Genomic DNA, 19,831 nt, shown 5'->3' with positions numbered 1-19,831 from the left:
ATCGTAGCCAGACACTCCCGAGAAAAGTCATCAATAACACACTATCTCTAAATGCAGTAATTGACTAAACTTCCCTACCCCGCCAACTTAAGTTTTGTTGATAGGTGGAATTTTTTGGGTACGACGATCAAATTATAATGAAGAATATTAGGTCACGAATAGAATGGTGCGGCAAAGAGGACTTGAACCTCCACTCCCATAAAGGGAACTAGCACCTGAAGCTAGCGCGTCTACCAATTCCGCCATTGCCGCATCGCCTAAAAGGCTCTGAATTCCCGATCAGTTACGTGCCCTGAGTAAAGCAAATAATTTTGATTATCAAAATTCCTGGGGAATCATTAAGTCTTTTAAAGCAACAACATACCAATTTTGGTGCGGTCGAGAGGACTTGAACCTCCACGGGCTATTAGCCCATAACGACCTCAACGTTACGCGTCTACCAATTCCGCCACGACCGCATCGCTGTTGCTAATGGGGATATATACTGATCCATTCAGAAAGGGCAAACGAAAAATTTCAAAAAAATGAAATTTGTTGTGGATAAACCAAATGCTACCAATTTCCACAATACGAAAGAGAATTCATAAGCAGCTTCTAAAAGTTATCCCGGATGTTTTAAACTAAGCTATCCACAAACGCATATTACTTATCTACGAACCTCATCTGGTAACATTCTGTTAACTTTCGTTAATTTACAAACTTGAAAGATCAGTTTTGGACACAGAAACATCACAACCTTTTTCTAATTAATTTTGATATGTTCTTTTTAACGCCCCGGAACGAGACGTTGGCCATACCATGCCTGTTCATGGTAACCCCCATTTGGCCGTCCCCCTGTTTTGTTCCGGGGCGTTTTCTATTTTCCAAGAAACTTCTATTTTATACTGATGGAGCCATTTATTTGCTATGATGCCTTTAAAAGCGAATAGCGGGGCTAAATGTCTGATAAAAACATAAGCATCAACCTGACGAAGGTAGCCACTGAATTGGAAAAGCGGAAAACAGAAATTTCTGATGTTCGCACATCCAGCCAGCAATCCAGAGACGTCGTCGAACTGGATCAAAGTAAAGTCGGCAGACTATCACGAATGGACGCCTTACAATCACAGGCTATGTCTCTTGAATCTGAAAGACGCCGACAGGTAGAGCTAAATAAGATAGCGACAACTCTCACGCGGTTACAGAACGGCAACTATGGTTATTGCCTTCGTTGTGACGAGGAAATTCAAATAAAGCGCTTAGAATTAGACCCAACAGTCACGCTTTGCATTGATTGCGCGACCAAAACAGACGATTCCTGATAACCGTCAAAAATAAAATACCCGGAATCAATCGTTCATGATTAACGCCCGGGCATCATAAAGTAGTCGCTAAATCACAATTTGAAACACTTTTAAGTCAATGCAAAAACTGAACTTAATGCTCAAATAAAATGATTATCTTATTTTGGTAAATCGTCTGCCAAAATAGCCATATTGAAAGAATAGGATAGATCATCATCTTCCTCATCTTTATATATAACGCCAATGAACTCACCACCAAGACTCACCTCGATAGAATCAGCCTTCTTAGTTTTTCTATCAAGCGCAATTGCCTCGTTCCCAAAAGTCTGACGCAAGTATTTTTCTACGCTGGTAATTTCGTTGTTATCCACGCTTCCGATCTCCGACATTAAATTTAAAGGACCTGATTAACGAAACATCAAGTGAACTAAAAGGTTTTTTTCCCTTTAAATCACCAAAAAATTCCTTATATCTATTAACACTTAGTTAATGTGTTTGTGTCAGGATGCAACTATGAATATTAATGCGACATCTTTCCAACCCACAGTTCGGTTCTCTGAACCTGCTGCTTCTATTGATCTCAGCGTTGCTGAAAAGAATTCACAAGCAGCTGTGGAAACAAAGCGCCCTGTTGAAAACAGCGAAGCATCTGCTGATTCTAAACAGTTTAATGCAAATCAGGATCGCGGCCAAAACTTGGACATACAGGTTTAAGTATTTAAAGCCTTACGGTAAGATCTGCTGCTTTTGACTTGAAGCAATAACCTGCCACTTTCGATTAACAAGCCTTTCCAGTGTAATTTTTCCTGTGTATGTTCCGTTAATCCATCCAGATTTTGGACGCTTCATCCCATTATAATACATGAATGACGCCTGATTATTCTTTAGAATTGTTTGGTTTGTTATAATCTCGCCCTTTGGATCTTTAAATTTCAATGTAAGACGATCTGCAATTTTAAGTCCCCAAAGCTCCCCCCAGAATACTAGAAATTCAGGGTTCTCACTCACAGATATTCTTTTTTGTTCACTATGAAATGCCAAGAGCTTTTGTTCAGGAGGCTGACTGGCAAAACCTACATCAACAATTCCCGTGCTTTTATATTCAAAAAAATTTCCATCGGGCAAATTCCACAAAGAATTTTTCGTCGGGGTTATACATCCAGATGGCTTTTCTCCGGTGAACGGATCTATCAGGCTCTTATTGTAGGACGTTTGAAAATGTAAATGCGGAAACTCGGTTTTCCCGCTTAAACCAACAATCCCAATGATATCACCAGCTTTAACCTTATCCCCAGAAGACACCGTAACGGACCCCTTTTTCAAATGCGCGTAAGTTGTTTGCCATCCGTTCAGGTGATCTATCACAACGTTATTGCCAACCTCTTGCCGATATACAGCTCCATCACCCTTTAATATATAATCACCGTCACTTGCATCGCTCCTTTGATGCAAAACAATGCCATCGGCAACAGCCAGAACAGGAACCCCTTTAAGGTATAAATCATAGCTAAGAACCCTGAAATCAGTCCCTTTATGACGCTCGTAGCTTAGCGTTCCACAGGTGTAGTCGCGATACCCCGTACCAGGACGCGCATCGACATAATTCTGAATGCTACATTCCAAAGGCACAGAGCAGTCAACAGGGCTTATAAAGCGTGGAGAGTTATCCGCGTTAGCGACAGCCCTCCCCAATGATAAAAAGAATAGCCCAGCAAGCATGATGCCTATGTAATATCCTGTGGACTGTCCCCTATCCTTCACCCTCATAACAACCGGATAATACGTCTGAGGACTAACGCAGCACCGCCAGCGGTTTCTTCAAGGAATTTGATAAAGTCCATGGTGCTCTCTTCCCCCGCGAGATCACTCAGCGACCGTATGATAATAAAAGGCACCTTATAGTGTTCCGCCACCTGTGCGATTGCCGCGCCCTCCATCTCAACAGCAAGGCCACCTAGCTCACGACAAAGCCTATCTCTTGCGACAGTACAGCCTATAAACTGATCGCCCGTTAAAATAGTTCCAGACGTAATGACAGGTTTACGGGCTTCCCCACCAGCAGCTTCCGCAGAGATAATTGGAAGATCGAAACCTTCTAGTTCTTGAAGCAACTTGTCGATAAGAATTGCATCCGCATCATAACCAAGTTTTTCAGTTGGCAGATGGATAGGTAAGTGTCCGGGTTGATAGGTCGTTAGCTTGTCAGACACAATCATCCCATAATCGTGCTGGATAAGCTTGGTTCCGATAATAACATCACCAACCCCAAGCTTTGGATCAACGCCACCAGCAACGCCAGAAAAGAGAACCACACGACAATTGAATTGCTCGATAAGCAAAGTTGTGACAACAGCGGCATTAACCTTGCCCATGCCAGCTTCGACAAGCACAGTTTCAACCCCATCAAGCCTTCCTTGAAAAAATGAAAAACCTGCTATCTGTTTTTCGCTCGTCTTTTCAAAAGCTGACCCAAAGTGTTGAATTTCATTTGGTATAGCGCAAATTAGACCAAGTGGTTTTTGGGGCACGTTTTTATCCTTTTAAGCAAAGAGCATTTTTTTCTGAGATACTTTATTCGAGTTATCGTAACAGACTTAAGTATTTCGACTTCCTCTAAAGTTATTATTCCCAGAGAAAGCGAACAAGGCTATTTCCAAAGAAAACGGACAAGAAAAGTTATGATATTTGGGAAACAGAAAAACAAAACCCCGCTAAAAGCGGGGTGTTTAGTACAGAATGGTGGGCCCTACAGGATTCGAACCTGTGACCTGCCGATTAAAAGTCGGACGCTCTACCAGCTGAGCTAAGGGCCCATTCTCAATTGCTTTCCGACATTAAAGTGTAATGCGGTAAGCGAGGCGGAAGATAGAACCACTTATTGATTCGGTCAACAGCCTTTTTGTCTTCAACCGTAAAAAAAGGAATATTTTTAAATCAGAAGAGACGGATTGCGCTTAAAAGTAGGTTAATCCTTGGATTTACGCATAATTTCAAACTTCTCTTCCAACTTTAATTTCGTTGCAGGACTAACAAAAGAGGCGATATCTCCACCAAGATATCCAATCTCTTTAACAAATCGTGACGAAATAAACTGTTGTTTTTCAGAAGCCATCAAAAATACGGTTTCGATTTCAGCATCAAGACGGGCATTCATCCCCGCCATTTGAAACTCATACTCGAAATCAGAAACCGCACGCAACCCTCGAAGAATGACCCCTGCACCAACTTCGCGGGCAAAATTCACCAGAAGATTGTCAAAGGGTAGCACTTCAATTTCAAACCCTTTGTCTCGTAGAGGAGCCGTATCGTGTAACACCATACTCACACGCGCTTCAGTACTGAACAACGGCCCCTTACGGTCATTGCGTGCAACAGCAATGACCAGTTTATCGACCACGCGGCACCCACGGGTAATAATATCCATGTGCCCCTTGGTTACAGGGTCAAAGGTACCGGGATAAAGCCCAACGTGTTTTTTCGTCATGCCCTAAGCTCTTCTTCGTTAGGTTGCGGGGATTACTCCCCGCTTTTATCTTCACCAGATGCTTCAGGCGCGTTTTCTGCGGTATCACTTTCTACCACATCAGTAGCTTCGACACCTTCTGCGCCTTCAGCTCCGTCGGCAACGGCACCTTCAAGGTTTTCGTTCTCGTCATCTTCGCCCTCACCGTCATCTGCCAAGCGTGAAACAGAAACGATTTTCTCATCGTCTGCGACGTTGAACAGGTTAACACCACGTGTTGAACGCCCTGCAATTCTAACGTCGTGCACAGGGCAGCGGATGAGCTTTCCTGCATCTGTTACCAACATAATGTGATCCGTCTCATCAATTGGGAACACGGAAATAACAGTCGTTGTTTTACCCTTGGCTCTTGAAAGATCAAGGTTACCAATCCCTTTACCGCCACGGCTGGTCACACGGTATTCATAAGAAGACGAACGTTTACCTAAACCATCTTGAGAAATGGACAGAATGAACTGCTCTCTTTCAGCCATGCTATCAAGCTGCTCCTGAGACAGTGTCGTCTCTAGTGCTGATGGATCAAACTCGCCCTCATCCGCGTTTTCACTGCGACGCTTAGCACTTGCGTAACGAAGATATTGATCACGGGTTTCTGAATCTGCATCCATATGATTGATAATCGCCATGGAAATAACAGAATCACCCTCAGCGAGAGAAATCCCTCTCACACCTGTCGATGTACGGCCAGCAAAGACACGAACGCCATTCACAGGGAAGCGAATACATTTACCACGCGCTGTAGACAGCATGATGTCATCGTGTTCAGTACAGGTCTGTACGCCAATCAATCTGCTGTCTTCATCTTCCAGCTTCATGGCAATTTTACCATTCGCCATTACACGGGTGAAATCAGACAGTTTGTTACGACGGATCCCCCCCGTAGATGTCGCAAACATAACGTACATTTCTGACCAAGCTTCCTCGTTTTCAGGAAGCGGCATCATTGTCGATATCGTTTCGCCCGGTTGCAGTGGCAACATATTCACCAGCGCTTTACCGCGTGATGTTGGTGTCCCAGGTGGCAGACGGTAAACTTTCATCTTGTAAACCATACCACGGGAAGAGAAAAAGAGAACTGGCGTATGCGTATTACAAACAAAGATCTGTGATACAAAATCCTCGTCTCTTGTCGCCATACCAGAACGGCCCTTACCACCACGACGCTGCGCACGATAAGTACTTAGCGGAACACGTTTGATGTAACCACTGTGACTAACAGTCACCACCATGTCTTCACGCTGGATAAGATCTTCATCGTCATACCCGAACACACCGTCCAGAATTTCCGTACGACGTGGCGTGGCATATTTGGCCTTCATTTCGATGAGTTCTTCGCGCAGGATACCAAGAAGTTTTTCGCGAGAAGCGAGTATTTCAAGATAATAACGGATTTGATCCGAAATATCTTCCAATTCCTTGGCAATCTTATCCCGCTCAAGACCGGTCAATCTCTGTAGACGTAGCTCTAGAATCGCACGCGCTTGTGCTTCAGAAAGGAAATAGTTGCCATCACCATCAACATTTCGGCCCGGCTCATCAATCAATTTAATAAGTGGTTCCACATACTTAGCAGGCCACGGACGGTCCATAAGCTGTTCGCGCGCAATCACAGGATCAGAAGCGGCACGAATGAGCTCGATGACCTCATCAATGTTCGCAACAGCAATCGCCAAACCAACCAAGAGATGCGCGCGATCACGTGCTTTATTCAGCTCAAAGATAGTACGGCGTGTAATCACTTCTTCGCGGAATGCGATAAATGCAGAAATAATTGATTTCAGATCCAACAACTCTGGACGACCAGAATTTAGCGCCAGCATGTTAGCCCCAAACGACGTTTGCAGCGGGCTATAGCGATAAAGCTGGTTCAGAATCACTTCCGGCTCGACATCACGACGCAGCTCAACAACGACACGAACACCGTGACGGTCACTTTCATCGCGAATATCAGTAATGCCTTCGATTGTTTTATCACGGGCAATATCCGCGATCTTTTCAAGCATTCTGGCTTTGTTGACCTGGAAAGGAACCTCGGTGACAACAATCGCCATCTTATCCTTACGGATCTCCTGAACCTCGGCCTTACCGCGCATAACAATTGAGCCGCGTCCAGTATGATAGGCATCGCGAATTGTTGTACGCCCAAGAATAACACCACCCGTCGGAAAATCAGGTCCGGGGATAATCTCGTTCAACTGATCAATGGATAGTTCTGGATCGTCCACGAAGGCACAACAAGCATCCAAGACTTCACCCAGGTTATGCGGCGGGATGTTGGTCGCCATACCAACCGCAATACCACCAGCTCCATTGACCAAAAGATTTGGATAACGGGCTGGAAGAACAATCGGCTCTTTCGTGGATTCATCATAGTTGTCTTGGAAATCAACCGTATCGCGGTCAATATCTTCCAAAAGTGCTTCACTGGAAACGCGTTGCAGACGAGATTCCGTATAACGCATCGCCGCGGGTGGATCACCATCCATAGAGCCAAAGTTACCCTGGCCATCAACCAGAGGCAGACGCATAGAGAAATCCTGCGCCATACGAACCATAGCATCATAAATGGCTTGGTCACCATGCGGGTGATACTGCCCCATCACGTCGCCGACGATACGGGCAGACTTACGATAAGCTCTGTTCCAGTCGTAGCCGGACTCTTTCATCGCATAGAGAATACGACGGTGTACCGGTTTAAGGCCGTCTCTGACGTCTGGAAGAGCACGCGACACGATAACGCTCATGGCGTAATCGAGGTACGATCGCTTCATTTCGTCTTCAATAGTTACCGGAAAAACATCCTGGTTATCGGATGATGTATCAGAGTTCGAAGTCACGTAATTATCCTGTTTCTGTTTAACAGAAAGGCCCTTTCAAACCGAGTACAGCACAACACTGGAACTCAACTTGTTTCAGGCTAAAAAAAAATCACATGAAATGTAACAAATTCATCGCGTAGCTACAACAAATTGTGTGTAAAAAGAGAGGGAAAAATTAAGTTCTACAGGATTGAATTTAAATAATTTTTTGATCTCAACTTTAAATCAACAAATTCTACTTTATTTTAATTTGTCAAGTCGCTAATTCACACCGTTTTATGCAGCACGTATCATGTCAACGTGCGGTATACCCGCATCATCATAAGGTTCATCAGAAACGGTGACATAACCCAGATTATTGTAGAACTTCTGTAAATGCTCCTGTGCTGAAATTTCAATTCTTTCAGCAGCTTCTTGCTTGGTAATAAAGCCGTGTGCCCGCTCCATTAATTCAACAGCGATCCCCTGCCCTCTGGCTATCTTCGCAACAGCAACCCGACCAATCTTGAAACAGCTTTGATCTTTAGGATCTTTCAGAATACGAACAACACCAACAACAGTATCTTCGTCGCCATAGGCCAGCACATGCCAGGCAACGGCATCCTGCCCATCCATATCCCTATATAAAGATTCCTGCTCCAGAACAAAGACATCGGAACGAAGCTGTAAAACCTCATAAAGCTGTTCCTTAGAAAGCTGCTCGAAATGTAAAAGATCAGTTTTGATCATTACCTTTAATCCATCATAGAAATAAAAAAGCGGCCCAAAAGAGCCGCCTTAATTGACTATATTCTAATATACCTAGAATGGAATCTCGTCGTCAAGATCATCGACTGGGGCACTGCCGCCTGTCGATCCGCCACCACCGCCAGAGGAACCACCACCGAAGCCGCCGCCATATCCGCCGCCTGAGCTACCGCTACCGCCAAAGCCACCGGCGTCACCGCCAGAAGAATCGCCAAAGCCACCGCCACCTTGACCATCGTTACGACCATCAAGCATTGTCAGTTCACCGCGGAAATTCTGCAGAACAATCTCTGTCGTGTATTTTTCAACACCAGCGTTATCAGTCCACTTACGGGTCTGCAATTGGCCTTCCAGATAAACTTTGGAGCCTTTACGCAAGAATTTCTCGGCAACATCGACCAAACGATCGTTAAAGATAACAACGCGGTGCCATTCGGTTTTGTCCCGACGTTCACCTGAAGTACGATCTTTCCAGCTTTCTGATGTTGCTATGTTCAAATTAGCCACACGCTGTCCTGATTGCATGGAACGGATTTCCGGATCACGCCCCAAGTTACCAACCAGAATCACCTTGTTAACACTACCAGCCATGGCTTCTTCCCTATGATTTACTTTAGAATCTAAAAAAATTGATCTGGAACCCTATCAGTCGGGTCGCTCAGAGCCAACGTCTAATAGAAGATGGATCTCTTTTCTGCAAGATGTTCGCATTTTATTGAAAGGTTTCAAGCAAAATATTCACCCTATTTTATAAAAAAGGATGCATTTTGTTCACTGTTCGTCCATATATATTCCAACGAGAACATTTGCAAAACATTTACAGGCGATAAAATGAGTTCAATACAGGAATCCCGCACTATTTCCGTTCGTGGCGCGAGAGAACATAACCTGAAAAACGTCAGTGTTGATTTACCCAGAAACGAACTCGTTGTTATCACGGGCCTCAGTGGGTCCGGCAAATCGTCTCTCGCCTTTGATACGATCTACGCTGAAGGGCAACGACGCTATGTCGAATCCCTTTCTGCTTATGCTCGCCAGTTTCTTGAGCTCATGCAAAAGCCGGATGTGGATTCTATCGAAGGATTATCTCCTGCGATTTCAATTGAGCAAAAAACAACCTCGAAGAACCCACGCTCTACCGTTGGTACCGTTACAGAAATTTATGATTACCTGCGCCTTCTCTTTGCGCGTGTCGGTATCCCCTACTCACCTGCAACAGGGCTCCCAATTCAAAGTCAGTCCGTCAGCCAGATGGTTGATAAGGTCATGGAAATGGAAAGTGGCACTCGCCTGTACCTCCTCGCGCCAATTGTCCGAGGACGCAAAGGCGAATACCGTAAAGAACTCGCAGATCTGCAAGTCAAAGGCTTTCAGCGCGTAAAGGTCGACGGAGAACTTTACGAGATCGGCGATGTTCCCGCACTGGACAAAAAGAAAAAACACGACATCGAAATTGTTGTTGATCGTGTCGTGGTCAAGGACGACATAAAAACGCGTTTGGCTGACAGTCTGGAAACCGCGTTGGGTCTTGCCGACGGTATTGCCTTTGCAGAAAATGCCAAAACAGGTGAACAGACAATCTTCTCTGCTCGTTATGCCTGTCCGGTATCCGGCTTTACCATTGACGAGATTGAACCCAGATTATTCTCTTTCAACAACCCCTTTGGGGCTTGCCCAGCCTGTGACGGATTGGGCAAAACCCTCATCTTTGACGGCGACCTGATTGTTCCAGATCAACGCGTCTCCCTTAAAGACGGTGCAATAGCCCCTTGGGCAAATTCGACTTCTAAATATTATCTGCAAACTCTCAAGAGTCTGGCAGAACATTATGGTTTCGCCCTTGATCTTGCATGGAATGAGCTGCCAGAAAAAATCAAAAACCTGCTTCTGAATGGTTCGGGTAAAGAAGTTATCGAAATGACCTATACCGATGGCAACCGGAGTTACCAGACCAAGAAACCTTTCGAGGGGATCATCCCCAATATGGAGAGGCGTTTTCGGGAAACAGACAGCGACTGGGTCCGCGAAGAGCTATCAAAATACCAAACGAAACAACCTTGCCAAACCTGCGATGGTCACCGCCTAAAACCCGAAGCGCTCGCCGTCAAAATTGGCAAAAAGCACGCTGGTGAAATCGCCCAGCTTTCCATTGCAGAAGCCGCAGAGTGGTTTAATAAAATCCCCAAAATACTCAGCGACAAAGAAAATGAAATCGCAGTTAGAATCCTCAAAGAAATCAATGAAAGGCTCTATTTCCTTGTAAATGTCGGTCTCGATTATCTGACACTTTCCCGTTCTTCAGCAACCCTGTCTGGTGGGGAAAGCCAACGTATTCGTCTGGCGTCACAAATTGGCTCGGGACTGACAGGCGTTCTCTACGTTCTGGATGAACCTTCTATTGGGTTGCACCAACGAGATAATGCACGGCTATTGGAAACACTGCGCCGCTTGCGGGATCTTGGTAATACCGTTGTTGTTGTCGAACATGACGAAGATGCCATTCGAACCGCAGATTATCTCGTCGATATGGGCCCGCGAGCTGGAAAACATGGTGGTCAGGTTGTTGCCTGTGGAACACCGGATGAAGTGATGGCAACGGAAGCAAGCTTAACGGCAAAATATCTAACAGGTGAAGTTTCCATCACCCTTCCGGAAAAACGCCGTAAAGGCCATAAAGGCCAAAAGATTAAAGTCCTGAACGCTAACGAAAATAACCTGCAGAATGTATCTATAGAAGTTCCTCTTGGCACTTTCACCTGTATCACAGGCGTTTCCGGTAGCGGTAAGTCAACACTGATCCTTGAGACTTTGTATAAAGCCGTTTCACGTAAGCTGCATAATGCCAAAGGGCAACCAGGCAGCCATGATTCCATCGTAGGGCTAGAGTTCATCGACAAGGTGATTGATATTGACCAGTCCCCTATTGGCCGGACACCACGATCAAACCCTGCGACTTACACTGGCGCATTCTCACCAATCAGAGACTGGTTTGCCGGATTACCCGAAGCCAAAACCCGTGGCTACAAACCCGGTCGCTTCTCTTTCAATGTAAAGGGTGGTCGTTGCGAAGCCTGTCAGGGTGACGGTGTCATCAAGATCGAAATGCACTTTCTGCCTGATGTCTATGTTGAGTGCGATGTCTGTAAGGGTAAGCGCTATAACCGAGAGACACTTGAAATTCTCTATAAAGGTAAATCCATCTCAGATGTTTTACATATGAATGTTGATGATGGATTGGAGTTCTTTAAAGCAGTTCCATCTATTCGCAATAAGTTGGAGACATTGCAACGAGTTGGACTGGGGTATGTTCAGGTTGGGCAAGCGGCCACAACGCTTTCTGGCGGGGAAGCTCAGCGTGTTAAATTGGCCAAAGAGCTTTCCAGACGAGCAACAGGGAAAACACTCTATATCCTCGATGAGCCAACAACTGGCCTTCACTTTGACGATGTAAAAAAGTTGTTGGAAGTCCTGCAGTCCCTCGTGGATCAAGGAAATACCATCCTTTGTATTGAACATAATCTTGAAGTTATCAAAATCGCCGACTGGATTATCGACATGGGACCAGAGGGCGGTGACAAAGGCGGACGCGTTGTTGCCACAGGAACACCTGAAACCGTTGCAAAGACAAAAGGCAGCTATACAGGTGAATACCTAGAACCTTACCTGAAATAAATAACTTGATGGAGACCGAAAACACCCTTTTATAATCACTATCTCACAATGCCCGGTGTTTTCGCCGCTTCTCTCTTCAACCATTCAATAAACGAGCGGAGAGCACCCCGTAACGGATCGTTTATTGAATGATATACAATATAATAAGGCCAGTCAGAAACTTGCTTTTCTTTAAACGGTTCTATCAATCCACCTTTTCGAAGCTCTTCGTTAATTAAAATACTCCGACCTAACATAAAACCTTCTCCGTTAATGCAAGCTTGTATAGTTAGGTTACTATCGGTGTAAAATTGTATCGGCTGTATCTTCGTTGAAGGAATAATACCTTCTCGAGCTATCCAACTAGTCCAATTAAGATTAGTCTCATCTTTACCAAATGTATGATCGGCAAGAAGCGAGCATGCCCCAATTTCAACTAGAGATGTTTTATTTTTCTTCCAATACTCTGGACTACAAACAGGCGTTACATATTCGTCGAATAATTTCTCTGACTGACATCCTGAATACGACCCTGCACCTGATCTAATAGCTATCGTTAGTTCTTTCTTTGTGAAATCTACTAGATCAAATGAAGCTTCTACCATTACTGAATAATCAGGATAAAGCGCGGAATATGTCGGTAATCTATTAATCAACCACCTTGTCGCTAAAGACGGAATTATACTGAGCTTAATTTCGTTATGATTAACTTTCTTTTGTGTGTGAAATATATTTTTTTCAAGAGTATCAAAAACTGAATTTATCTCATTTGCAAACTCAACACCTTCTCGTGTTAAAGAAGTTTTATTTGAAGACCGTTTTAAAAATTTAACCCCCATCCAATCCTCTAGGATCGAGACTTGCTGACTTACAGCAGAAGAACTCACTTTCAACTCTAAAGCAGCCTTTGAAATACTGCCATTTCGGGCAATAGCATCAAAAGAACGTAAAGAATTTAGTGGCGGTAATTTTCTCATCATGAATGCTTATTACGCTTATAAAAATCGAATTATTTCAGTGAATAATTATGACACCAAAGATCGTAATTTATTTCTCACCAAAAGAAAATCTAACCGTGCGATTAATATTTGGTGGGGACCTTTTTTGGTTTTTATCACTTATGGTTATTTTATCTACAGATAAATCGAAATAGGTATAAAGTTCATGAAAATTATTGGCGTTCGAGAGAATTTACCAACAAGTCATAAGAATTGTTTCATTGAAAGCAAAACAAAAACAGCCTCCCCAGAAGGAAGAGATTTATTAGTCAGAATTGATGCTATCTCGATTAATCCTGTTGACTGTAAACAAAGGCAGATGATCGAAGGATACCTTGAGGAGCCTCGTATTTTAGGTTGGGATGCCTGTGGTGAAGTTATCAGTGTTGGCAAAGATGTCGAGAACTTCGAGCCCGGAGATAGAGTGATATATGCGGGAGATATTACTCGACCAGGATGTTACGCGGAATTCCAACTCGTTGACGAGCAGTTGGTAGGACCAAAGCCAAAAGGCTTAACAGCAGAAGAAGCAGCTTCTTTACCCTTAACATCCCTAGCAGCTTGGGAGGCATTATTTGATAGATTAAGTTTGGATCAAGACAAAGCCAAAGGACAGGCTATCCTAATAATTGGGGGTAGTGGTGGACTAGGTTCTATGGCAATCCAATTTGCAAAACGATTATCTCAGTGTAATACGGTCATTACAACGGCATCCAGAGACACTAGCCGCGACTGGTGTTTTAAAATGGGTGCGGATCATGTTTTAGACCATTCCAAAGATCTTAAAGAACAATTAGCTGCTCTTGGTTATGCAACGGTTCCATACATTCTAAATTGTAATAATAACCTCCCCTATTGGGAAATCATGAGTGATATAATATCTCCCGAAGGTTCGATTTGCTTAGTAGCAAGCACAAAAGCAAAGTTAGATTTAGATCTCTTTATGAAGAAAAGCGTTCAAATTAACTGGGAGCTTATGTTTACAAGGTCAATTTTCTCAACGCCAACGATGTCCAAACAAGGTAACATATTACGTCGCATATCAGAATTAGTAGAAAGCGGTATAATCAGACATACTCAAACGAGCAGAGGCGGAACAATTTCAGCAACAACACTAGCCAAAGCACATCAAACTGTTGAAAGCGGTCGAATGATTGGAAAACTCACACTTACTGGCATAAACACGTGAACAATTGTGATGAAGATAATCCAGAATAAAATTAAAAGTCAGGATATAATTCAGTATTAATTTATCAGGTAAACATAAGAGCTGTCCTTGTTTAGACAGTTCTTATGTCCCTTGTTTTAAGTATATTTATGAATCAATCATCTAGCGTAAAGATCTCACGTCGCTCTTCAATACCACGCAAGGTATGCTCTCCCATTGGCATGCATTTACGTCCGACGATTTCAGCAAATTCTTTGCTCATGAGGATGCGCTTACCAAGCTCTTTGGTCAGCGCTTCCAGTCTCGCAACCTCGTTAACCGCTGGCCCGACTGTTGTAAATTGCAGTCGATCAGGTAAACCAATATTGCCGAACATGACATTTCCCACATGAAGCCCGAGACCAAACGAGGCTTCGCACTTACCATTATCACAAGCACAGGCATTTAGTTCTTTGATACGCTCAAGCGCATCATATGCTGCCTTCACGGCCATCTCACCAGTTTCAGCTTGTGTTCGATCATCTGTAAAAGGAAAAATTCCCAGAACAGCATCACCAATCAACAAAAGAACATCACCGCCATTATCGATAATGGCCCCTGCCGTACTTTCAAAGTACCCGTTGAGCAGATCCAGATAGTCTTCTTCCGGCATCATATCTGCCAGTGCGGTTGAGTTCCGAAGATCGCTGTACCAGATAACGGCGTGAATTTTTTCACCGTCACCACGCTGAATTTGCCCTTTAAGAACTCGCTGTCCTGCATTACGACCAAGATATGTCGTCGAGATGTTATGGGCAATCTGCGAGGTGATAATTACCTTACAAGCAACAGCCAGACGGTTTTGTACGCGAATAAGTGATTTTATATCCGTATCACTCAGACCGGCTTTGATATCGCTCGACCAAGTTCCAAGAATGCCTCTGCCATCTGTATCACCAAGGGATTCCTGATCAAAATGGATCGCATAACACAAGACGTCTGTATAGCCATCATCACGAAGCTCTTCCATAAGCTTGAAGTCGTGGATAGCCCCTTCGCCGACCAGCCTTCTCCGAAGCAAACCAATCTCTTTACTCAGCATGAAATAGAACGGACTTCTACGCCACTCTTCCGAAGCAGAACTTTCATGTGACATGCCAACAGTTTTAACGCCGTTACCAAGCTCCCAGGTCAACCCCATGGCACTGTACAAAGGATGCAGCGTACGAAACGCAATGTATCCCCGGGCAATAGGTAATCCCGCAGATCTCAGCCTTAGGCAGCAACCTTCAAATAACTGTTCGATCGTGGTATCGCGTAGTGCCTGAGCCATAACCCAATCAACCACAGAGCCGATCAGACTGTCTTCGTCGCCACCACGTCTAACGCGATCATCTATTCGTTGCATGAAATAAAGAGCTCCGGTTTATTATGTTATTATGGATTATATGAAAGAAAATATGTTTATCTAAAACATATGGGTGCAAAGCTGCTTTTTAGTAGATATAACACAAAAAATTTTATTATTGCAGACGCAATGAATAGTAAAGAGACAATCATGAGCAAGAGTGACTTAAAAGAAATTCACGTCGTCGGTGGTGGTATGGCCGGAACGGAAGCAACCTGGCAGATTGCACAGGCTGGTATTCCGGTAATTCTTCATGAGATGCGCCCTGTTCGAAAAACAGAGGCACACCAAGGCGAAGGTCTTGCCGAATTGGTCTGTTCCAATTCATTCCGGTCTGATGATTATGAGAATAATGCCGTTGGCCTGTTGCACGAAGAAATGCGCAGAATGGACTCTCTCATTATGTCCTGTGCAGCAAAACATATGGTGCCCGCAGGCGGTGCGCTGGCTGTGGACAGAAATGATTTTTCAGATGAAGTCACCAAGCGCCTTGAAGATCATCCTCTCGTAACCATCAAACGCGAAGAAGTTTCTGCCCTTCCGCCAGAAGAGTGGGATTCTGTCATTATCGCCACAGGGCCTTTGACATCGGAAAGTATGAGCGACGTTATCGGCTCTATCACAGGCGAAGAATATCTTGCGTTTTTTGATGCGATCGCGCCGATTGTTTACAAAGAGTCCATCAATTTTGACAAAGCTTGGTTCCAATCCAGATACGACAAGGTTGGTCCCGGCGGCGATGGTGCTGACTACATCAACTGCCCAATGAATAAAGAACAGTACGAAACATTTATTCAGGCACTAATTGATAGCGACAAAACAGATTTTAAAGAGTGGGAAGAGAACACGCCCTATTTCGAAGGCTGTTTGCCAATTGAAGTCATGGCGAGCCGCGGTGTTGAGACCTTGCGCTTTGGTCCGATGAAGCCTGTTGGCCTCACCAACCCGCACAGCGAGGAAGAGCCCTATGCTGTTGTCCAGCTGCGCCAAGATAACAAACTGGGGACCATTTATAATATCGTTGGTTTCCAGACAAAGATGAAATACGGCGCGCAAATGGAAATCATCCGTGCGATTCCCGGCCTTGAAGAAGCTGAATTTGCCCGCCTCGGTGGCCTGCATCGTAATACCTTTTTGAAGTCACCTAAGTTACTTGATCATTCGCTTCGTATGAAACCAATGCCACGCCTCAGATTCGCCGGGCAGATTACTGGCGTTGAAGGCTATGTGGAATCAGCGGCATCAGGCCTCATGGCCGGGCGATTTGCTGCCGCGGAACGTTTGGGCAAAGATCTGCCTGCGCCACCAATCACCACAGCGCACGGCGCACTGATTAATCACGTCACGGGTGGTGCTGATGCCAAGACCTTTCAGCCGATGAATGTAAATTTTGGTATTTTCCCGAATATTCCCAAAGGGCCAGGTAAGAAACTTAAAAAGAAAGATCGCAAGCCGCTCTATTCCAAACGAGCCCTCGAAGATTTGAAAACCTGGCTGGATGAAAATCAATAAGACTTAAGAAAGCCAGTTAGCACTCATAAACCTGAGTTCGAATAAAGAAGGTCGCTCTCGTTAGCGGCCTTTTTGTTCAAAATCCTTTATTAATAACGGGAACAAATATTAGCCCACATCAACTTCCACGTGGCAGAAGATTTTGGACGATGAAGTGAGACATCAAAAGGATCGTAATTATTACTCTCCAGCCTTTTGATATACTGATCAGCCAAAACCCCGAGTAATAGAGGCGATTTCGCCTGTTTAGGTATTTTACCAGAAAAACTTCGCGCCATGCTCAAATGTTTTTTGACAGCTTCGGTCAGAACCTTGCTAATCTCACATAATTCTGGCGAAGATTTTAGCTCGAAAAGCGTAGAAGTATTCAATCCGTGCTGATTGATAAGATCCTGAGGCAGATAAATTCTTTTTTTTGCTGCATAAAAAGGAGTGGCCCGAATAATGCCAAGCAGCCCCCAAGCAATGCCCATGGATCGACAAACCTGTCCAAGGACTTTACTGGCCTCTTTATCCTGTTCGCATTTTTCAATCGTGATATCAGTTGCCAAACTCAAGAGCTCGGCAGAGGTTTTTCGAACGTACCTTTCCAAAGAAACAAGATTCTGTGGAACAGTATTTTCCAAGTCAAATTCTCTGGCATTAATAAATTCATCAAGCTTTTCACGCTTTAACCCATGGTCTTTCACGGCTCTCGCTAAAGCCTCGACAACCAGATGTTTACGGGGTTTACCCTCGAAGATTCCTTCAATAGCTTCACGCCACCATTGCAAGCGAATCATTCCTGTCAGCGGCTCACTGACAACCTCTGCTGTTTTGGCTATTTCCTGATTGAAAGCATAAAGCGCAAAAAGATTTGCGCGGACGGTATCATCTTTTGCAAAAAGACACGTTAAATAACGATCATAGTCGTTCTTCTTAATGTCGTCTCCGCAAAAGGATAGGCCAGTATCATTCGACATTTGGTTTGTGCCCGCAGAAAATTTTAATCGACTGCGATTAACGCAGCAGCAACATTCCGACCTTCAGAAAGAAGCACGTTATAAGTACGACAGGCAGCGCCAGTGTCCATCGCATCTACAATTAGACCTTTATCTTTCAAGCTATTGCGGAAAGTGGGGGTAATGAATTCGCCTTTAGCGCCGCATCCAATAATCAACACTTCGATCCCGCTCGCTTTTTCGACAAAGGGGGTAAGTGTTTCCAAAGACACATCGGAAAAACTTTGTACGGCCCAGCTTTCAGTCAAATCTGGTAGCACAAGAATAGAACCTTCATGGTAATGGTCGGACACCATAAATCGACCATTACCATACTTTTCGATAATCTGTTTTCCTTCTGGAATTTTAAGCGATATTTCCACGAAGGTTAACTCCTAACTGGCTTTGTCATTTTCCGGAACGAACTCGATCTTCTGACCATTCTCGTCCACAAGTCCCTCTTCCTCTTCTTCTGGAATGGATGGTCTGACATTCGTTGCAAAGAGCAATGGAACAGCAAGTCCAACAGAAGAATAGGTACCGATGGTAACACCCCAGATAAGACCGAGGCTCAAGCCTCTAATCACTTCTCCGCCGAACACAAACAGCGCAATAAGTGCCAAAAGGGTTGTGACAGACGTCAGGATTGTCCGGGAAAGCGTTCTGTTAATCGACATATTAAGAACATCGATAACTTCCATCTTCTTATAACGACGTAATTCATCACGTACCCGGTCAAAAATAACAACCGTATCGTTAATTGAATACCCCGCAATCGTTAACACAGCAGCCAATGTTGCCAAGTTGAACTCATATTGGGTTAGTGCAAAGAAACCGATTGTCGTAATGATATCGTGTGTCAAAGCCAACAAAGCAGCAACCGAGAATTGCCACTCAAACCTGAACCAGATATAAAAAGCAATACCCAACAAGGCAAAAAGCGTGGCCAATGCGCCGTCTTCTTTTAGTTCGGCACCAACCTTTGGACCAACAAATTCGACACGACGATATTCTTCAACCGCACTGCCCAGCTCATCCTTTACCAGCTGAATAGCCTTCATCTGTTCTTTTTCATCACCATCCTGTTTTTGGATGTTGATCAGAACGTCAGTTGGTGCACCAAATTCCTGAAGGCTAATTTCCCCCAGACCAAGCGCCCCTATTCGGGATCTGAGAGAGGATAAATCAGCAGGCTCTGATGTTCTGATTTCAATCAGAATACCGCCGCGGAAATCCACCCCAAAATTCAACCCACGGGTGGCCACTAACACCAAAGACAAGGCAATCAGAAGAACAGAAAAAGCCATGAAGAGCTTTCTCTTACCCATAAAGTTGATATTGAGATCTGTTGGAAGCTTTTTAATTAACGCCATGATTCCAGCCTCCTCTTATATACCAAGCGACAGCGGCCGACGACGGCGCAGCCAGACAACAATAAGCAATCGGGTAAACATAATCGCAGTGAACATAGATGTAACAATTCCGATGGTCAGGGTTACAGCAAAACCTTTAATTGGGCCTGTACCGAACTGGAACAACAATACAGCCGCGATAAGCGTCGTAATGTTTGAATCCAAAATCGTTGCAATCGCGCGTTTATAACCCGCATCAACAGCCATAACAGGTCCGCGGCCGTTACGTATTTCTTCACGAATACGCTCAAAAATAAGTACATTGGCATCCACAGCCATACCGATTGTCAGAACAATCCCGGCAATACCCGGCAACGTAAGTGTTGCCTGAAAAAGCGAAAGCACGGCAAC

18 protein-coding genes and 3 tRNA genes are annotated in these 19,831 nt (G+C 44.4%); 5 read left to right on the top strand and 16 right to left on the bottom strand.

Annotated elements, in window-relative coordinates; translation table 11 throughout:
• Nucleotides 1-164: 164 nt before the first annotated feature.
• Nucleotides 165-252, bottom strand: a tRNA-Leu gene (locus tag Q0241_RS01880).
• A gap of 118 nt (nucleotides 253-370) precedes the next feature.
• Nucleotides 371-458, bottom strand: a tRNA-Leu gene (locus Q0241_RS01875).
• A 480-nt stretch (nucleotides 459-938) separates the two neighbouring features.
• Here Q0241_RS01875 and Q0241_RS01870 point away from each other — a divergent pair.
• Complete coding sequence (locus Q0241_RS01870; RefSeq protein ID WP_299372184.1) at nucleotides 939-1,301, top strand: TraR/DksA C4-type zinc finger protein; 363 nt, start codon at nucleotides 939-941, stop codon at nucleotides 1,299-1,301.
• A 140-nt stretch (nucleotides 1,302-1,441) separates the two neighbouring features.
• On the opposite strand, the gene Q0241_RS01865 is transcribed toward Q0241_RS01870, so the two are convergent.
• Complete coding sequence (locus Q0241_RS01865) at nucleotides 1,442-1,654, bottom strand: DUF3126 family protein (RefSeq protein WP_046505456.1); 213 nt, start codon at nucleotides 1,652-1,654, stop codon at nucleotides 1,442-1,444.
• 142 nt (nucleotides 1,655-1,796) lie between these two features.
• Between Q0241_RS01865 and Q0241_RS01860 the strand changes: the two genes are divergently transcribed.
• Nucleotides 1,797-1,997: a hypothetical protein gene (locus Q0241_RS01860; RefSeq protein ID WP_299372171.1), complete on the top strand. Its 201-nt coding sequence runs from the start codon at nucleotides 1,797-1,799 to the stop codon at nucleotides 1,995-1,997.
• A gap of 12 nt (nucleotides 1,998-2,009) precedes the next feature.
• Here Q0241_RS01860 and Q0241_RS01855 read toward each other — a convergent pair whose 3' ends face one another.
• From Q0241_RS01855 to ssb, 7 genes are all read right to left on the bottom strand, one after another.
• A complete protein-coding gene (locus tag Q0241_RS01855; RefSeq protein WP_299372168.1) occupies nucleotides 2,010-3,002 on the bottom strand; it encodes a M23 family metallopeptidase in 993 nt (330 codons plus the stop codon).
• A gap of 44 nt (nucleotides 3,003-3,046) precedes the next feature.
• The gene (locus tag Q0241_RS01850; RefSeq protein WP_299372165.1) at nucleotides 3,047-3,811 is read right to left on the bottom strand and encodes a 5'-methylthioadenosine/adenosylhomocysteine nucleosidase; all 765 of its coding nucleotides are present in this window, start codon (nucleotides 3,809-3,811) and stop codon (nucleotides 3,047-3,049) included.
• A 209-nt stretch (nucleotides 3,812-4,020) separates the two neighbouring features.
• Nucleotides 4,021-4,096 (bottom strand) — tRNA-Lys (locus Q0241_RS01845).
• Nucleotides 4,097-4,248: 152 nt separating this feature from the next.
• Nucleotides 4,249-4,767: a pantetheine-phosphate adenylyltransferase gene (gene coaD / locus Q0241_RS01840; RefSeq protein ID WP_299372162.1), complete on the bottom strand. Its 519-nt coding sequence runs from the start codon at nucleotides 4,765-4,767 to the stop codon at nucleotides 4,249-4,251.
• 32 nt (nucleotides 4,768-4,799) lie between these two features.
• On the bottom strand, nucleotides 4,800-7,643 hold the full coding sequence (gyrA, locus tag Q0241_RS01835) for a DNA gyrase subunit A (RefSeq protein ID WP_299372159.1): 2,844 nt from the start codon (nucleotides 7,641-7,643) through the stop codon (nucleotides 4,800-4,802).
• A 258-nt stretch (nucleotides 7,644-7,901) separates the two neighbouring features.
• Nucleotides 7,902-8,354, bottom strand: a complete 453-nt coding sequence (locus Q0241_RS01830) for a GNAT family N-acetyltransferase (RefSeq protein WP_299372156.1) — start codon at nucleotides 8,352-8,354, stop codon at nucleotides 7,902-7,904.
• 72 nt (nucleotides 8,355-8,426) lie between these two features.
• Nucleotides 8,427-8,963 carry a single-stranded DNA-binding protein gene (gene ssb, locus Q0241_RS01825; RefSeq protein ID WP_299372153.1) on the bottom strand — a complete coding sequence of 179 codons (537 nt, stop codon included), beginning with the start codon at nucleotides 8,961-8,963 and terminating at the stop codon, nucleotides 8,427-8,429.
• A 240-nt stretch (nucleotides 8,964-9,203) separates the two neighbouring features.
• On the opposite strand from ssb, the gene uvrA reads away from it, so the two are divergent.
• Complete coding sequence (uvrA, locus tag Q0241_RS01820) at nucleotides 9,204-12,044, top strand: excinuclease ABC subunit UvrA (RefSeq protein ID WP_299372150.1); 2,841 nt, start codon at nucleotides 9,204-9,206, stop codon at nucleotides 12,042-12,044.
• 38 nt (nucleotides 12,045-12,082) lie between these two features.
• Here uvrA and Q0241_RS01815 read toward each other — a convergent pair whose 3' ends face one another.
• Entirely contained in the window at nucleotides 12,083-13,000 is a 918-nt protein-coding gene (locus tag Q0241_RS01815) for a LysR substrate-binding domain-containing protein (protein WP_299372147.1), read from the bottom strand.
• A gap of 187 nt (nucleotides 13,001-13,187) precedes the next feature.
• Between Q0241_RS01815 and Q0241_RS01810 the strand changes: the two genes are divergently transcribed.
• Nucleotides 13,188-14,210: a zinc-binding alcohol dehydrogenase family protein gene (locus Q0241_RS01810; RefSeq protein WP_299372144.1), complete on the top strand. Its 1,023-nt coding sequence runs from the start codon at nucleotides 13,188-13,190 to the stop codon at nucleotides 14,208-14,210.
• A 133-nt stretch (nucleotides 14,211-14,343) separates the two neighbouring features.
• On the opposite strand, the gene Q0241_RS01805 is transcribed toward Q0241_RS01810, so the two are convergent.
• Nucleotides 14,344-15,576, bottom strand: coding sequence for an adenylate/guanylate cyclase domain-containing protein (locus Q0241_RS01805; RefSeq protein ID WP_299372141.1), 1,233 nt, complete (start codon nucleotides 15,574-15,576; stop codon nucleotides 14,344-14,346).
• A gap of 150 nt (nucleotides 15,577-15,726) precedes the next feature.
• On the opposite strand from Q0241_RS01805, the gene trmFO reads away from it, so the two are divergent.
• Nucleotides 15,727-17,088, top strand: coding sequence for a methylenetetrahydrofolate--tRNA-(uracil(54)-C(5))-methyltransferase (FADH(2)-oxidizing) TrmFO (gene trmFO / locus Q0241_RS01800; protein WP_299372139.1), 1,362 nt, complete (start codon nucleotides 15,727-15,729; stop codon nucleotides 17,086-17,088).
• Between the two features lie 89 nt (nucleotides 17,089-17,177).
• Here the strand turns inward: trmFO and Q0241_RS01795 are convergent, their stop codons facing one another.
• The 4 genes from Q0241_RS01795 to Q0241_RS01780 all read right to left on the bottom strand — a co-directional run.
• Entirely contained in the window at nucleotides 17,178-18,050 is an 873-nt protein-coding gene (locus tag Q0241_RS01795) for a phytoene/squalene synthase family protein (protein ID WP_299372136.1), read from the bottom strand.
• Nucleotides 18,051-18,073: 23 nt separating this feature from the next.
• Nucleotides 18,074-18,451, bottom strand: coding sequence for an Mth938-like domain-containing protein (locus tag Q0241_RS01790; protein WP_299372133.1), 378 nt, complete (start codon nucleotides 18,449-18,451; stop codon nucleotides 18,074-18,076).
• Nucleotides 18,452-18,463: 12 nt separating this feature from the next.
• Nucleotides 18,464-19,441 (bottom strand): protein translocase subunit SecF, encoded by a 978-nt coding sequence (secF, locus tag Q0241_RS01785; RefSeq protein ID WP_299372130.1) that lies wholly within the window; start codon nucleotides 19,439-19,441, stop codon nucleotides 18,464-18,466.
• Nucleotides 19,442-19,456: 15 nt separating this feature from the next.
• Nucleotides 19,457-19,831 (bottom strand): MMPL family transporter (locus Q0241_RS01780; protein ID WP_299372127.1); only part of this gene is annotated, 375 nt, incomplete at its 5' end.

The sequence above is a fragment of the uncultured Kiloniella sp. genome (assembly GCF_937128705.1).
Taxonomy (GTDB): Bacteria; Pseudomonadota; Alphaproteobacteria; order Kiloniellales; family Kiloniellaceae; genus Kiloniella.
This window is presented reverse-complemented; position numbering and strand designations above follow the sequence as displayed.

Excerpts from the sequence above, each read along its gene's own strand:
- secF (WP_299372130.1), bottom strand. The coding sequence starts at position 19,441 with ATGGCGTTAATTAAAAAGCTTCCAACAGATCTCAATATCAACTTTATG.
- ssb (WP_299372153.1), bottom strand. The coding sequence starts at position 8,963 with ATGGCTGGTAGTGTTAACAAGGTGATTCTGGTTGGTAACTTGGGGCGT.
- trmFO (WP_299372139.1), top strand. The coding sequence starts at position 15,727 with ATGAGCAAGAGTGACTTAAAAGAAATTCACGTCGTCGGTGGTGGTATG.
- Q0241_RS01805 (WP_299372141.1), bottom strand. The coding sequence starts at position 15,576 with ATGCAACGAATAGATGATCGCGTTAGACGTGGTGGCGACGAAGACAGT.
- Q0241_RS01830 (WP_299372156.1), bottom strand. The coding sequence starts at position 8,354 with ATGATCAAAACTGATCTTTTACATTTCGAGCAGCTTTCTAAGGAACAG.
- Q0241_RS01810 (WP_299372144.1), top strand. The coding sequence starts at position 13,188 with ATGAAAATTATTGGCGTTCGAGAGAATTTACCAACAAGTCATAAGAAT.
- Q0241_RS01860 (WP_299372171.1), top strand. The coding sequence starts at position 1,797 with ATGAATATTAATGCGACATCTTTCCAACCCACAGTTCGGTTCTCTGAA.
- Q0241_RS01795 (WP_299372136.1), bottom strand. The coding sequence starts at position 18,050 with ATGTCGAATGATACTGGCCTATCCTTTTGCGGAGACGACATTAAGAAG.
- Q0241_RS01815 (WP_299372147.1), bottom strand. The coding sequence starts at position 13,000 with ATGAGAAAATTACCGCCACTAAATTCTTTACGTTCTTTTGATGCTATT.
- Q0241_RS01855 (WP_299372168.1), bottom strand. The coding sequence starts at position 3,002 with ATGCTTGCTGGGCTATTCTTTTTATCATTGGGGAGGGCTGTCGCTAAC.
- coaD (WP_299372162.1), bottom strand. The coding sequence starts at position 4,767 with ATGACGAAAAAACACGTTGGGCTTTATCCCGGTACCTTTGACCCTGTA.
- uvrA (WP_299372150.1), top strand. The coding sequence starts at position 9,204 with ATGAGTTCAATACAGGAATCCCGCACTATTTCCGTTCGTGGCGCGAGA.
- Q0241_RS01870 (WP_299372184.1), top strand. The coding sequence starts at position 939 with ATGTCTGATAAAAACATAAGCATCAACCTGACGAAGGTAGCCACTGAA.